General features: G+C 65.2%; 10 protein-coding genes. 3 read left to right on the top strand and 7 right to left on the bottom strand.

The annotated features are described in order from the left end of the window. Window positions 1-75: 75 nt before the first annotated feature. The 4 genes from AAF604_06475 to AAF604_06460 all read right to left on the bottom strand — a co-directional run bounded on the left by AAF604_06475 (window position 76) and on the right by AAF604_06460 (window position 8362). A complete protein-coding gene (locus AAF604_06475; GenBank protein ID MEM7049284.1) occupies window positions 76-3885 on the bottom strand; it encodes a DUF4038 domain-containing protein in 3810 nt (1269 codons plus the stop codon). Between the two features lie 227 nt (window positions 3886-4112). After that, entirely contained in the window at window positions 4113-5471 is a 1359-nt protein-coding gene (locus AAF604_06470; GenBank protein ID MEM7049283.1) for a hypothetical protein, read from the bottom strand. A 123-nt stretch (window positions 5472-5594) separates the two neighbouring features. Continuing rightward, window positions 5595-6878, bottom strand: coding sequence for a tetratricopeptide repeat protein (locus AAF604_06465; GenBank protein ID MEM7049282.1), 1284 nt, complete (start codon window positions 6876-6878; stop codon window positions 5595-5597). A gap of 119 nt (window positions 6879-6997) precedes the next feature. Then, on the bottom strand, window positions 6998-8362 hold the full coding sequence (locus AAF604_06460; GenBank protein ID MEM7049281.1) for an MATE family efflux transporter: 1365 nt from the start codon (window positions 8360-8362) through the stop codon (window positions 6998-7000). Window positions 8363-8715: 353 nt separating this feature from the next. Here AAF604_06460 and AAF604_06455 point away from each other — a divergent pair, with 353 nt between their 5' ends. Further along, entirely contained in the window at window positions 8716-9375 is a 660-nt protein-coding gene (locus tag AAF604_06455; protein ID MEM7049280.1) for a pyridoxamine 5'-phosphate oxidase family protein, read from the top strand. Window positions 9376-9549: 174 nt separating this feature from the next. On the opposite strand, the gene AAF604_06450 is transcribed toward AAF604_06455, so the two are convergent. Both AAF604_06450 and AAF604_06445 read right to left on the bottom strand, forming a co-directional pair. Further along, a complete protein-coding gene (locus AAF604_06450; protein MEM7049279.1) occupies window positions 9550-10176 on the bottom strand; it encodes a matrixin family metalloprotease in 627 nt (208 codons plus the stop codon). An 18-nt stretch (window positions 10177-10194) separates the two neighbouring features. Then, window positions 10195-10752: a hypothetical protein gene (locus AAF604_06445; protein MEM7049278.1), complete on the bottom strand. Its 558-nt coding sequence runs from the start codon at window positions 10750-10752 to the stop codon at window positions 10195-10197. A 268-nt stretch (window positions 10753-11020) separates the two neighbouring features. Between AAF604_06445 and AAF604_06440 the strand changes: the two genes are divergently transcribed. Further along, window positions 11021-11590 carry a DinB family protein gene (locus AAF604_06440; protein ID MEM7049277.1) on the top strand — a complete coding sequence of 190 codons (570 nt, stop codon included), beginning with the start codon at window positions 11021-11023 and terminating at the stop codon, window positions 11588-11590. 102 nt (window positions 11591-11692) lie between these two features. On the opposite strand, the gene AAF604_06435 is transcribed toward AAF604_06440, so the two are convergent. Then, on the bottom strand, window positions 11693-12847 hold the full coding sequence (locus tag AAF604_06435) for an AAA family ATPase (protein ID MEM7049276.1): 1155 nt from the start codon (window positions 12845-12847) through the stop codon (window positions 11693-11695). Between the two features lie 691 nt (window positions 12848-13538). On the opposite strand from AAF604_06435, the gene AAF604_06430 reads away from it, so the two are divergent. Continuing rightward, window positions 13539-14330 (top strand): delta-class carbonic anhydrase, encoded by a 792-nt coding sequence (locus AAF604_06430; protein MEM7049275.1) that lies wholly within the window; start codon window positions 13539-13541, stop codon window positions 14328-14330. Window position 14331 lies beyond the last annotated feature (1 nt).

Here is a 14331-nt window from a genome sequence, read left to right as displayed (position 1 = left end):
CCGCCATGGTTTCCTGAACGAATTCTGGCGACGACGGGAGATCCGCGGAAAATGGCGGCCCTCCAGGCGAAGCGCTCACGGACAGCTTGGCGACCAGATCCGAACGTCATCGAAGTGGGTGGTTCCGACGCTTCTGGGATCGAGGCCACTGACGACACCTACCCGAAAGGTTTCGACCGAGCGCTGCGAGTTGTCGAGATCGGGGATCACTCCGGCGGCTACGCCATCGATCCACCAACGCAGTGAGCCGTCGGACGATCCTGGCGTGCTGCCGGTCTGGTGCTCGATCCTCACCGTCACGGCGGCGTCGGCGATGGCAGTCCAAGGAGTCAAGAAGACGCCTCCGTTGTCGTCGCGCGCCATCGCGCGCAGTCGATAGCCGCTGGCGGATCGGCCGAGTCGAACGTCGAAGGCGGTGGCGCCGGTCGCGGTCATGGCGGCGGCGACGCCGTGGGTGCTGCCAGTGTTCATGGCGAGGCTGTTGGGATCGATTCGAAAGAAGACCTCGAGGGGATTCTCGCCGCTCGGTGCCGAGCTGGCGGCGAACACGAAGGTCGATCCCGCGACCGCTTCGACCGCCAGGCCCGCGTCGCCCTCGAGGGCAGCTTGGGCGCTGACCAGCAGCTGGCCACCGTTCGATACCTGAGTGCTGCTCCAGGCGTTCAGGCTCTGCGACTCGAGATCATCGAAGAACACCGGCGTGCGGCTGCAGCTCCCTCTCCACAAGCGAAAAGTGTCGAGAGCGAACCGGCCGCTGGTGCCGGAGTCGAGACCCCCGGCGATGCCGGCGCGCAGGGTGTCGACGACTTTGCCGGCGTTGTCGAGGTCGAGCATCAGGCCGATCGGCTGGTGCCCCAGCCACAGTCGGAGACCGCCGTCTTCGGCGTCGGGATGGCTCGCTGCCCACCACTCGAGACGCAGCGGCACTGGTCCGTCGGGAATGAAGTGCCACGGGGTGCTCGAAGTGGTTTCTCCGAAGGCGAAGGTTCGGAGTCGAAAGCCGCCGGGATGCCTGGAGATCCTCAGGTCGAAGACGTTGCCGTTCCGTCCGAGAGCGGAGGCGACGATGAAGCTGTCGCCCTCGGCCATGTCGAGGCCCACGGCATCGAGTTGAAGAAAGAGGTGTAGATGGTCTTCGGCCTCGGGGGCTGAAGACTGGGCGAAGGCGAAGGTCGTCCCGGGCTCGCTCTCTACGGAGAGTCCGAAGGCGCCGTTGAGAGCTCCTTCGGCATTGGCCTCCACCGAGCCGCCCTGTGGAACGTAGGTCGAGGTCCAGGAGCCCAGATCTCCGCTCTCGAGGGCGTCTTCGAAGACCACCGGTTGGGAAGCTGGGGTGGAGAGACGGACCCAGGCTTCGGCGGTCATGTCGGATTCGTCACAAATCGTGTACTGAAAGGCGTCGCTTCCGGCGATAGGAAAGAGGGAACCCGGGGTGTAGACGAAGGAGTCGGCTTCGCGGACCAGAGTTCCGAAGCCGTACTCGTAGCTCTGTCCGCAGACGGCCAGAGGCTGGCCGTCCGGATCCGAGTCATTGGTCAGCAACAGCGAGTCGGGGATGACCCAAGAGGTGGCTCCGGCCGGAATCGAGATCTCATCGTCGCCGGCGATCGGGGGCCGCGTCGCTTCGACCAGGACCGTGATCAGGGCGCTCGCGGTCGGCGAGATCTCGCCGTCCGGACCGATGGTGTAGCGGAAGGTGTCCTCTCCCGAAAATCCGGCGGCCGGTGGCGTGTAGCAGAGGCTGACACCGGACGTTCCGGTGCCGCAGGCTTGGACGGTTCCTGCGGTGCTTCCCGTTGGCTCGATTCCCAGGGTCCAGACGCCGCCCGGCGGCTGGTCGTTGTCGAGGATGCTGGTCGGCAAGCGAAGGTTCTCGCCGGGGCGCGCGACAAGACCGCCGACCGCGGTCCAGTGGTCGTCCCGGGCCTCCAGCGGGGAGCCTTGCTGACCTCCGCCGCCCGAGCCCGGGTCGTTGCGCTCGATCGTCAACAGCCAGTCGCAATTGGCGTTTGCAAGGTTGCAGAAAGCCGTTCCAGGCTTGGTCAAGGTGACGGCGGTGCCGCCTTGTGTCGAGGAGCAATGGACGGGAATGTTGAGAGCATTGCTGCGCGGATCGAGCCAAGTGATGGTCCACGTGCCCGAGTCGCACGAGAGATCGGAGATTCCCTGGTTCGAAATGGTGATTTCGGACGAGGCTGGATCGCTCGGCAGATAGGCGACCACCAGGTCGCTGCCGTAGGTGGCGAGCACTTTGCGGAGCTCGTCAGGGGTTCCGGAGCCCTGGCCGACGATCCACTGGTGGTTGGGCTGGAGGGGGATGAATTCGCCGTTCGAGGCGAAGGATGTGAAGCGCTCGAACAGTCGCTTCATGTCGTTTGCCGAGGGCAGTTGAAAGTAGGCCCCGGGATCGTGCCAAGCCCAGATGCGGTCGACCCCGTAGGTGAATCCGGTGGCTCCGGAAAGGAGACTGAGATGGGCGGCCTGGCGCACGCCGTAGCGGGTGTCGGGAAGGATGTTGGGCGGACTGGAGTGGCTCGACTCGAGGCCGTCGTAGGGCCCTTCACCGTTGATGACCGGCATCTCGGGGTCGCTTTCAGCGGCCAGCACAAGGGGCATCGTTCGAGCTCGGCGGATGGCGCCGCGGTAGGCACTTTCACCGGCACTGCGGCCCGGACAGAGTCCACCCAAGGGTCCGTTGCCCTTGGCGTGGCCACTTTGGAAGAGATAGAAGGTCATCCAGCTCGATGATTCGAATGCCAGATAGTCCTCGCAGGGGCTGCGGCCCGCGAGGTGGTTGGTCACCAGGTGCCGTGGCGTCGCCCGTCGGAGCTCCTGGCCGACAGCGTCCATGGAGTCACCGGCGGTGATCGCGCTCGAACCGCTGGGTGAGTTGAAGACCAGGTCTCCGACCTTGGTGTCGAACCCTGGAGAGAAGACCACGTGGTTTCCGGCCAGGCGAGCGGCGAGGTAGCGGGCGAAGGCTCGGGCGTGGGCCATCTCCGGATAGGTACCGTTCGCTCCCAAACCCACCGGATCGATCAATCCAACAATCGTCACCAAGAGGTCTTGGTCATTGGCTTCCTGGATCATGGCGTCGAAATCCCGCCAGTAGCCCTCGACCGGTGTCGAGCAAGCGTTGGGTATCGGCTGGCCGGCACAGCCAGGGATCTGATCGAAGGAAAAGCTGACGGCGGTCGGCAGAGCCGGCCAGGTCTGGGGAGACTGCGGCTGCCAGGCGACCGACGGAGCGATGAGGATGGTGGTGAAGCTCTGTTGCCGGCGCGTGGCGAGGTAGGAGCTCCACAGGCCCGAGGGCAGGCCGGCATCGATGGTTCGGGCTGGAGCGGTCCAGGCCGTGTCGCCAGCCCAGAAGAAATTGGTGCCGTCGTCGTACCAGAGATCCGTGAAGCGCTGGGACCCCGGGCCGATCACGCCGAGCTGCTTGAGAGCGCCGCGTTGGTAGAGGCGAACGGTGGTGGAAGGTGGTGTGGGGTCCGGGTCGACCTGGATGGTTCCCGAGGCGGGAGTCCACGACACTCCGCTGGCGCAGCTCTGTCCTCCCGTCGTACCGGTACAGCCGACGACCATCCAGTCCCAAGTGCCCGGTGGCAACATGGTTCGAACCTTGAAGTCCCGAGGCGACGAGGGGCCGGTCCAGAACGCGTCTTGGACGAAGGCCTGGGTTCCGTGGCGCTGTCGGAACTCGATTTGAAGGACGAGGTCTCGGTACGGATTGCCACCGCCTTGGGTGAAGTCGGTGGAGCTGGTGATCACGGTCTCCCAGCGGCGCCATGGATCGACGTCGTCGGGGATCTGTCCACGGGCTGCGGGAGTCAGGAGAAAGCATAGGCCTGCGAGGAGGATGGAGGCGAAACTGCGCGGCATCGAGGGCACTCCTTTCTGCCGGCGTCGGCGAGGACGCCGCACGGTTGGTCAGCAACTGGAGGGGTAGCTCCAGCGCTCCTCACCGTGTCCTGGGTCGCCCCCACTCGCCCTGCGAGGAAGCTTCGAAAAACCTTCCGATTTCTTTTGCGCACGAAAAAGCCCCGCGAATCGCGGGGCTGGTGGAGTCTTGGAGCCGCCCCCGGCGGCGACCGGGACGATGAGCCGATTCAGTTCACGACGCAGTTGGAACCGTCTTCGAGGGTGGCGGCACCGGTGGCGGCGTTGCCCTTGGTCCAGGCGGCTTCGACCTTGAAGCGGCACCAGCAGCTGCCGTCATTGCCGTTGACGAAACTGATGAAGTCGTTCTCGATAGTGCCGGAGTCCTGGCCGGTCGCGCCTCCGGGAGCGTCGTACCAGCGAAGGGTCTGAAGGCTGGCCCGCCAGACCGTGCTCGCCGAAGTGTAGTTGTCGGCTCCGAAGAGTGGTTTGCTGCTTTGAGTGGCGCCGAAAGCTGGTGCCCGGGCCCCGTTGGCGACGGTCGCGATGGTGAGCGATCCGATGGTGACGTCACTGCCGCCAGGGGGTGTGGTGCTGGTCAGCGGATTGGTTACCGTGACTCCATCATCGACGTAGGTGGACTGGACGTACTGGCCCGCCGAGCACTCACTGAGGTCGTCCGTGTCTGCCGACAGTGCAGCGCTTGGCTCGAAACCAAAGCGTAGTTCGCCGTTCTCAGAAATGACCCCCAAGGGACAGCGAAACGCGTTGCCCGGGCACGTTCCGTCGATCACCGCTTCACAACCGGGGACGCCCGGTGGGTTGCCGCAGTAGTTGCCGCTCCACTCGCCCGCGGTGGCCCGGATGGTGAGCCGGGTGCAGCCGCACTTCTCGTCCTCTTCGAGGTTGCCCTGCTGTGGGCCTTTGCCGGCGAATTTGATCGGACGGAGGATCTTGTCAGTGCCGCCGAGGCCATCGAAAGCGTCGACCTCGAGGTTGTAGGAGTCGGCTCGCCGGACGTAGCGGTGGCGCCAGCGGGGCTCTTTCGTCTCGACCACCGGAGTACCATCGCCGGAGTGCCAGGTGTAGCGCTCGACGGGCAGGCCCGACGGAGTGTCGACATGGGCCCGGAACTCGACCTCGACAGACCTACCCACCTGCTGGATGGAGACGATCGAGATGCGTTCGATCACCGGTGCCGCATGCAAGAAAAAGGGCACCGAGTCGCGCTCCTCGTGGCCTCCGCGGCGACCGGTGACGGTGACTCGCCATTCACCGGGCTCGGCGCCCTCGACCCGCCAGCGGGCGCGGGCATAGCCGTCGCGCCAGGGTTTGGTCTCTTCGAGGACGAGGGGGATGTAGGAGTTGCCGCGAGACACCTCGACGTGGAGACCCTTCGCGCCGAGGGTGAAGCGGTCCCCGAGGCGGAATCGGAACTCCACCATCTGGTGGTTCGAAACGGTTTCGAACTCCGACGGGTAGAGAATCTTGAGGCCTTCTCCCCGCAGCGCGGTGGTCGAGCCACAGGCGGCGAAGAGGGCGGCGCCGGCGAGCAGTCCGGCGAAGCGAAATCGGAAAATCGAAAGCATGGACAGTCCTCCCTGGCCCAAGGGCCAAACGAGCGTTCCTGGTGCGGCCGAGGCGAAGGCTCGGCTCGCTGAAAGGACGCTCGAGGAGGACCGGCTGTGATTCGGGCTGGGCTGGCCGGCGGCTCAGATTTCGTCGTCGATCGCCGTCTGGGCGGCGACGTACTCGGCCGCCGAAATCGCCTTCTTGGCCGCTTCCGGATTGCCGGCGGCTTCTTCGTAGCGAGCCACCAGCCGTAGGTCCGATTCGCCGAGCTGCCCCTGCTTTGCGGCCGACAGGAAGGTCAGGAGCTCGCCGGCGCGCTCGATATTGGGGGGTTCTTGCTGAAGCTGTAGTCGCGCCAGAGCGCGCAGGGAAGGGAGGTGAAGGGGCGGCCGGGAGCAATTGCCGGAGGCGCAGCTCGGAGCGATGGCCACTTCCAGGCAGTCGATGGCGTCGTCCGGCTGTCCAAGGGCTTCGTGGGCGCGCGCCAGAAGATAGGGAAAGGCCTGAACCCTCGGGAAGTGGTGCGCTGCGGCGGTGAGCACCCGCTGGGCGTCGGCGTAGCGCTCGGTGTTGAGGAGAGCGAATCCGAAGAGCTCCGCGATCACCGCGCCGCCGGCGGTGGGTTCTTCGAGCAAGGGGTCCGAGAAACGCTCGACCATGGCTTCCGGCTCCCCGGCTTCGAGGCTGGCCTCGGCCCACAGGCGGGGTACGGAGAGCTCGTCGGCGCGGTCCAGGGTTTCTGACCCGAGACCTTCCCAGGCGATCTCGAAGTCTTCGCGGGCGGCCAGCGGCTCACCGGCCACTAGCCGGGCTCGGCCGCGCTCGAAATGCAGGATCGGGTCGCCGGGGGTTTCCTCGATCAGCGCGTTGAAGGCCTCGAGGGCGGCTTCCGGGTTGCCCTCGTTGACGTCGACGACGGCTTCACGAAACGCGCTCTCGCGGTGGGCGTAGCGCTGGGCGGCTTGCGGTGCCAGGGAGTCGACCCAGGTGGCGAAGAGGGTGTCGGCGTCGAACCCATCGCCGTGCGGATCGCCGGGATCGTGGGCACTCGGAATCTCCGGCTCGAGCACGAACTCCGGGGCCGCCGCCTGCTTGCGGGCGACGCGCGCGAGCTGCTCCCTCACGGCGTCTTCCCGGTCGGTGCCGATGGCGTGCTCGAGGGCCGATCGCAGCCAGTCACCGGCCTCGACGAGCTGGCCCTGCTCTTCGGCCAGGGTGGCGTTCTCGAGGGTGGACTCGAGCATCGCTCGCCGCGCCTTGCGAGTGATCGTTTGGGCGCGTTCCCGCACCGAACCCCCGTGGCTCGCTTGCAAGCCCTCGGCGAGCTGGCGCGCGCGCAGCAGGTTGCCACGCTCCAGGAGCTCCTCGGCGGTGGCGAGGGTCGCTTCCGGGTCGCGGCGGAACCAGCGATCGAAGAATCCCATCGTGCTCTTCTCCCCTGGGGAGTTGAAGTTGCCCGTCCGGCTCGGGGCCGGCCGCTGATGGGCCGGGCAGACCCCATTCGCAGGAGTCTACCGGTTCTCGGTCTTTTCTTCCCGCGTTCCTAAACCTGCCTCGTTTTCCAGCGTCCGAGGCGGAACACCAGCAGGCCCGTGATGGTCAACAACACTTCGGCGATCAGAATTGCCAGGAAGACGCCGCGCTCCTCGAAGCCCGCGACTCGCGCCAGCACGTAGGCGAGGGGAATCTGCAGCATCCAATAGCAGAAGAAGTTGATCACCGTCGGCGTGTTGGTGTCGCCGGCACCGTTGAAGGCCTGCACGATGACCATGCCGAAGGCGTAGAAGGCGTAGCCGTAGGCCATCACCCGCAAGCAGTCGGCGGCGATCGGCAGCACTGCCGCCTCGCTGGTGAACAGCGACACGACGGCCTCGGCGAAGAAGATGAAGATCAGCCCCAGGGAGCCGAGGAACGCCATGTTGTAGAAGCCCGTCAACCAGACGGCGCGCTCGGCGCGCTCCGGTTTGCCGGCCCCGAGGTTCTGTCCCACCAGCGTTGCCGCCGCATTGCCGAGACCCCAGGAGGGCAACAGGGCGAAGATGACGACTCGGATGGCGATGGTGTAGCCGGCCAGCGCCGAGCTGCCGAAGAGGGACAGGATGCGCACCAGGCCGATCCAGCTCGAGGTGGCGATCAGGAACTGCATGATGCCGCCGAAGGAGACCTTGAGCAGACGCCAGGTGACCTCGGGATCGAAACGCAGGTGGCGGCGGGAGACGGTGATCCGTCCGCCGGGGCGAAACAGCATGTAGAGCTGGTAGGTCACACCGACGCCGCGCCCGATGTTGGTGGCGATCGCCGCACCGGCCAGCCCGAGCTCCGGAAACGGCCCGAGGCCGAAGATCAGGCAAGGATCCAGGATCAGGTTGATGCCGTTCGCCAGCCAAAGGGATCGCATCGCGATGGCGGCATCGCCGGCGCCGCGAAAGATGGCGTTGATCAAGAACAGCAGCACGATGGTGATGGAGCCGCCGGTCATGATGCTGGTGTAGGTGGTGCCGCCCGCGATCACCGAGTCGCTGGCACCCATGACGCCGAGGATGCGTGGCGCGAACAGAATTCCGATCACGCCCACCACGAAGCTGACGGCGATTCCGACCAGAATCGCCTGGACCGCGGTCAGTGATGCCTTTTCGGGGTCCTTTTCTCCGATGCGGCGCGCCACCACCGCGGTGGTCGACATGCTGAGGCCGATGGCGACGGCGAACACCAGGGTCAGGACCGATTCGGTCAGGCCGACGGTGGCGACGGCGTCCGCTCCCAGGCGGGCGACGAAAAAGATGTCGACGACGGCGAACACCGACTCCATCGACATCTCGAGAACCATCGGAACGGCGAGCAAACCGATGGCTCGGCCGAGACTTCCGGTGGTGAAGTCTTCTTGCGTGCCGGCGATGGCCTGGCGCATGAACAGCCAAGCGCGGCGGAGACGCGAACTGCGGACAGGGGGAGTCTTCGGAGTCGTATTCATGAGGGGTACCGGCGGCCAGCATAGTCGAAAGGAACCAGGTCGTGGGCTTTCCCTTACGCTACGAAAGCCCGGACTATTTCCCGCAAGGCGAAGAAATCCTCGAAACCGTTGACCGGCGTCGCGGCGGAGCGCCATCATGCGTCTCGGAAACCGGGCAGGCCGACACCTTGGCCTTGACGGTCCGTGGTGTGAAGGCCACCGGATCGAATCATCTGCGATGTCGTGCCGCTTTCAGATCGGGTGCCGGGGCCGAATCCGAGCGCGAGGGCGGCGAGGAGACCAGCGACGCGATGACTTTGAAAACAGAACGCACCAAAGTACGCCGTGCCCGTGAGCGCGGTGCCTACGACCGCGAATCGGTCCACTCGATTCTCGACGAGGGCATGGTCTGCCACGTCGGCTTCGTCAGCGACGGCCAGCCCTACGTCATTCCCACCGCCTATGCTCGCCGCGGCGACGAGGTCCTGATCCACGGCTCGATCATCAGCCGCATGATGCGCCGTCTCCAGGAGGGCGTCGACGCCTGTTTGACGGTGACTCTGCTCGATGGCCTGGTGCTCGCCCGGTCCACCTTCCACCACTCGATGAACTATCGCTCGGTGGTGATCCTCGGCCGTATGTACAAGGTCGAAGGAGACCAGGCCAAGCTCGACGCTCTCGATGCCCTGGTCGAGCACCTGGTGCCGGGTCGCTCGCGCGATGCCCGTCTGCCGAGCCCCAAGGAGCTGGCGGCCACCGACGTGCTCACCTTGCCGATCGACGAAGCCTCGGCCAAGGTGCGCAGTGGGCCGCCGGACGACCCCAAGGGCGACATGGCCCTCGACTATTGGGCTGGGGTCGTGCCGTTGGCGAGAGGTTTCGGGGAGCCGGAGCCGGACCCGGTTTTGCGCGAGGGCATCGCCTTGCCGGACTACCTAAAACCCTTCCGGAGGCCCGGGCAGGAAGAGTAGGCGAACGCGCCAAGCCAGGGTTGAGAGTCCAGGGCACCCGCGAATCTCGGCTGCCGAACCTGCGGGTTCACGCCAAGTGGGTCGCTGTATGCAGAAAGAGGCAGGGCGCTCCTCAGCACCCTGCCTCCGAGTCGGGCCGCGCAGGCCCGAATGGGGCCGAGAGCCCCATCGGAATCAATACAGGTTCCGGATCGCCGCCTCGTCGTCCGACGCGGTGGTGCGCGGACTGTCGTTGCAGGGTCCGGTGGAGGCGAACATCGTCGCGTTGCCCACCGGCGTATGAGCCAGTCCGAGGAGATGGCCTACCTCGTGCACCATCACCGCTTCGACGTAGAACTCATTACCGCTGCAGGTCTCGCCGCGGGAAGCCCAGTTGTAGGCCGTGTTGGTGACCATGTCGGCGTCGAAGATGCGATAGGTGCCGTTGGACCGGCGGGTGAAGTAGCCGGTAAAGGTGGCGGCTAGGCAAGAGCCCGAGCAAACCCCGATGGGATCGCGGAAGTTCAGCATCGGGATGCCGTCGCCGAGGCGATAGTTGGCCACCGAGCCGGTGCGCGCCCAGACCACTCGACCGGCGCCGGAGCCGTTCCAGCCGGCGTTCGAACGGATGGCGTTGCGGGTGCGGCGCCGACCACCGTCACCGTCGGCGACGCTCGACAGGCCGCGATTGTCGACCACGATGGTGGGCGGGCTGTTCCAGGTGCGGCGCGGGCTCAGCAGCACGAAGGCCGAGACGCTGGAGGCGACCAGGAAAGCCAGAACGGAGAAGGTGACGAGGGTGATGAAACGCTTGTTCTTCATAGCTTCGTCTCCTTCCGCTCAGCGGTTGATGAGGCCGAGGGCGGCCGCGTCGTCGACGATCGAGGACTTCAGCTCGTCGAGGGTCTGGGCCGACGGCAACGAGGCCTTCTGCCCATCGAGGGTGATGATGTTGGTTTCGAGCTCGGTGGCGGGAATCGCCATCTCCACGCCTGCCTCGTCGGAGACGATGCGGAAGAGGCCCTGCTGATAGCCGGCGACCTTCAGACTGTCCTTGGTGTCGGGCTGCAAGAACATCAGGACCCGGTCGTCGACGTCGAAGGTCGGAAAACCGTGGGCATCGACGTGAAATCCATCAACTTCACCGCCGACAGTACGTACTGTAATGAGGGCATCGGCTTTGCCGAGCACCTCGTCTTCGACCTCGACAAGAACGTCCGAGAAGATGATCTGGTTGGTGTCATTCCAGTAGGAGTCGACCTGCAACACCTTGCCCTGGACCACTGCTGTGGAGCTCTTCAGCAGGTCGTCCTGGGACATCGCCACGAAGGTCGAGGCGGAGGCCGAAAGGGTGAGGGTGACAGCGAGAACCAAACCAAGCGAGAGATACCTTTTCATGCAACCTCCTTGTTGCAAAAAGGAGTAGAGAATCTGCGAAATCGTCGAGCGAGCTCGGCGTTTCCGCACACATCACGCGCTTGGAGGCCTCCTAGCTGAATGAACTATATTGAGATAAGCGCATGAATGCAAATTTGAACTTGCGGTTTATATACCCATTGATCCTGTGATTGGAGGGGTTCCGGCTCACCTGACTTGACGGCCGCCAGGGCGCTGAGAATCGCCCTCGGCTACGGGGCTGGACTCGAACCCCCGGAGATCAGCGAACATGACTCGAGACGACGTTTTCAAGCAGTTGTCCGCCCAAGCCACGACCGTGAGAAGCGAGGTTCAGGCCCGTTTCGCCGACCTGTCGGCCGCCCAGCTCAACTGGAGCCCCGAGGTCGGGAGCTGGAGCATCGCGCAGTGTCTCGACCACTTGATCATCGCCAACGCGAGCTACTTTCCGGGTTTCGATCGCGTTCTGGCGGGTGACAAAGGCAGTGCCCTGTGGCGCTATCTGCCGTGGGTTCCGGCGATGTGGGGCAAGCTCCTGAGTCGATCCGTTTCCCCGCAGACGCGAAAGATGAAGGCTCCCAAAGGCTTTCGGCCATCGACCAGCGCCATCGACGACGGCATCCTGGACCGGTTTGACGACCAGCAGGGTCGCGTTCTCGACTATCTGGCGAAGATCTCCGCGGCGGGAGTCGGCGACGTCATCATGAATTCACCACCGGTGCCGGCGATCGTCTACAGCGTTCTCGACGCCTGTCGGATCGTCGTCTTCCACGAGCAAAGGCACCTGCAACAGGCGGCGCGAGTCGCGGCCCTGCCAGAGTTTCCTGGTGCGGCAGGTTGATTGAGGTGCTTCTGCGTGTGCTGGGGTGCCTCGAGCCCCCCTGAAGGGAGGTTCGGGGGCCCGGCCATGGATGCCGCATGGTCCGAGCCCCCGACCTGAGTCTCAGGCGACGACTTCGTCCGCCGCCATCCCGCTGCGGTAAAAGGCGAGGCCGTCATCCTCTGCTTCAATTTCGAGCACATCGCCGCCTTGGATCTGCCGTGAGGCGATCAATCGCGACAACGGATCCACCAGCAACCGCTCGACCGCCCGGCGCAGGGGCCTCGCGCCGTAGCGCATATCGCTGCCGGTGCTGAGCAGGAGCTCGCGCGCCGCCGGGCTGAGGCGCAGCAGCAGCGGTACGTCGGCCTGTTTGAGGGCGCGCTCGTGGATCTCCGCCAGGAACTTGTCGAAGATCGCCTCGAGCTCGTCGCGGCCGAGGGCCGAGTACACCAGGACCTCGTCGAAGCGGTTGAGGAGCTCGAGGGGAAACTGGTTCTCGGCGGCCTTGACGGCAGCGTCCGAAAGGTCGAGCTCCACCGGTACTTCCTCGCCCCCGAAACCCATGGTCGGCTTTTCGAGGAGCTGGGCCATCTCCCGGCCACCGACGTTCGATGTGACGAAGATGATCGACTGGTGGAAGCTGGTGGTGGTGTTGTTGCCGAGGGTCAGGATGCCGTCCTCGAGAATCCCGAGGAGCGACGACCAGAGGACCGGATGGGCCTTCTCGATCTCGTCGAAGAGCACCACCGAGACGAAGCCGTCCTCGGTGGTCCGCATGCGCTCGGCGAGAAAGCGCTCACCGGCCTTCTCCACCGCCTGGCGATGGCCTTGATCGAGGCGGTTCTGGCTCAGTAGCGGCTCGACATGATTGCCCACGTATCCCGGTGGCGAACCCAGGATCTTGGCGACCTCGTGGCTGTGGGCGAACTCTTCACAGTTGATCCGCACCAGGCTGGCCTCGTTGCCGAAGATGCCTTCGGCCACCGCCTTGGCGGTTTCCGTCTTGCCGATGCCGGTCGGCCCGAGGAGCAGGGCGCTGAGGTGCGGACGGTTGGGATCCTTCAGCCCCGAAAGGGGGCGGGAGAACGCGTTGACGAGAGCTCCGAGGGCGCTGTCCTGACCCTTGATGCGACGCTCCAGGGTGTCGGCGAGGGGGCGAAGATCGTCGGTACAGCGGTGGGAGTCGAGGCGCCGGCGAGCGGCGGGCAGGGCCGCGATCGGTGGCGCGGGAGGGAGTGCTGCGGGAGCGACGGAGCGAGCGAGGTTGTCGGCCATTCGAAACCTCCTTCCGGTCGTAGTGCCAGGTTCCTAGAACCTCGACCGCCCCCGGCCTCGGCTCCTTCCCCCGGCGGTTTTCCTACACTCGAGTCCTCCTTCAGGTTGGGCCCGCGCAGTTTCCATTCGCGGTCGGGCCGTTCCTTGTATCCCTTACGTACGTTCCGCCCTCCCGAATCGTTCTATCGCCGAGGGCGGTGGCCGGCGATGTCGCCCCCGCGGCATGGGAAGACTTTCGCGCCGAGCACGAGACTGCGTTCGATCTTGGGGAAGCTCGCCACCTGGTGAGGACAGAGCTCAACTGGCAGTAGCACTGGTCTGATCGCCGAGGCTGGCACTGGCCCGAGATTCTCACCGGTTCTCTGCTGCCAGGTCGTATGTCACAGTTCTGCTACATCATCCGTTGCAATTGTCGCGACGCAGCCTACGGCGGTATTGCGGCACGGGTGGATGCCCACCATCTTCAGCAAGATAGAACCTTTCGCCTGAGGATCCGGTGAGAAGGGCCGGGCTAGCCCTCACCACTCTCGGACCTTGGGGCGGAAGTCGAAAAGGTCCGCTCGCCGGGGCCAGGCCCTTGATCGAGCCGACGCTTCCATTCAATACTCGATGGCGCTTGCAGTTCGCTCCAGCGGTGCCATCACGGCGCTGCCATGCTGAACCTCTGTTTCAAACTCGCTTAGGAGACATGATGAAGACACTCAGGATACTGGGAGTGGTGGTGTGCGGACTCCTTCTCGCGGCGGTCGCGGGAGCCGAGATCTGCCAGGGCTTCGGGCCGCAGACGCCTCGCGACATCGACCAGAAGGCCGGCGAGAACGCCCGGATCTTCTCCTTCGCGCCGTCGCATTCGCAGATGAACCTCTGCAACATCCACTTCCACAACCACGCCGAGCACAAGGCAGCCGACTACTCGATCGATGCCGGCCCCGGAGACGGTGGCTATGGCGGCGGCTTCCAGTGCAACGACACGCCGAAGCTGGCGGCCAAGGCCTTGCGTCCGGTGTCCGACAAGGTCTGCAAGGGCATCAAGCCGGGCGACACCATCGAGGTCCACTGGGTGTTCTCGTCCTGCGACGTCACTCCCGGCGAGGGTCTCGGCTCCTGCCTGTCGGACGCCTGCGCCAATCCCAACCTGAGGGTCGAGGCCCAGGTCTTCTTGCTGGTCAACGATTCCGACGCCGCCGACTTCGCCGACTTCATCTACGGCGGCAACGTCGTCGATGGCTATCACCAGCCGAAGGCGGTTCCTGCCGACACCGGCGACCCGGTCCAGTTCCTCGGCTCGACCACCGGCCCGAGTTTCGACGCCAGCAAGAAGTGCTCGCCCCTGCAGGTGAGCTGGAGCGTGCGGCCGCGCTGCGCCGAGCTCGACATCAACAGTGTCCACGCCTGGTGCAAGGACAACGTCTTCAACGAAGACCACGCCCACGGCGTGCGTGTCCTGGTCACCGACACGCGCTTGCTGTCGGCGATCGAGTAGC

Source organism: Acidobacteriota bacterium (assembly GCA_039028635.1).
Lineage (GTDB): Bacteria > Acidobacteriota > Thermoanaerobaculia > Multivoradales > JBCCEF01 > JBCCEF01.
Note: the sequence above shows the minus strand (reverse complement) of the source record. Positions and strands in the feature narration are given on the sequence as shown.

What these genes read in the sequence shown, in the direction of transcription:
- AAF604_06475 (MEM7049284.1), bottom strand. Translation starts at nt 3,885, where the DNA reads ATGCCGCGCAGTTTCGCCTCCATCCTCCTCGCAGGCCTATGCTTTCTC.
- AAF604_06470 (MEM7049283.1), bottom strand. Translation starts at nt 5,471, where the DNA reads ATGCTTTCGATTTTCCGATTTCGCTTCGCCGGACTGCTCGCCGGCGCC.
- AAF604_06465 (MEM7049282.1), bottom strand. Translation starts at nt 6,878, where the DNA reads ATGGGATTCTTCGATCGCTGGTTCCGCCGCGACCCGGAAGCGACCCTC.
- AAF604_06460 (MEM7049281.1), bottom strand. Translation starts at nt 8,362, where the DNA reads ATGCGCCAGGCCATCGCCGGCACGCAAGAAGACTTCACCACCGGAAGT.
- AAF604_06455 (MEM7049280.1), top strand. Translation starts at nt 8,716, where the DNA reads ATGACTTTGAAAACAGAACGCACCAAAGTACGCCGTGCCCGTGAGCGC.
- AAF604_06450 (MEM7049279.1), bottom strand. Translation starts at nt 10,176, where the DNA reads ATGAAGAACAAGCGTTTCATCACCCTCGTCACCTTCTCCGTTCTGGCT.
- AAF604_06445 (MEM7049278.1), bottom strand. Translation starts at nt 10,752, where the DNA reads ATGAAAAGGTATCTCTCGCTTGGTTTGGTTCTCGCTGTCACCCTCACC.
- AAF604_06440 (MEM7049277.1), top strand. Translation starts at nt 11,021, where the DNA reads ATGACTCGAGACGACGTTTTCAAGCAGTTGTCCGCCCAAGCCACGACC.
- AAF604_06435 (MEM7049276.1), bottom strand. Translation starts at nt 12,847, where the DNA reads ATGGCCGACAACCTCGCTCGCTCCGTCGCTCCCGCAGCACTCCCTCCC.
- AAF604_06430 (MEM7049275.1), top strand. Translation starts at nt 13,539, where the DNA reads ATGAAGACACTCAGGATACTGGGAGTGGTGGTGTGCGGACTCCTTCTC.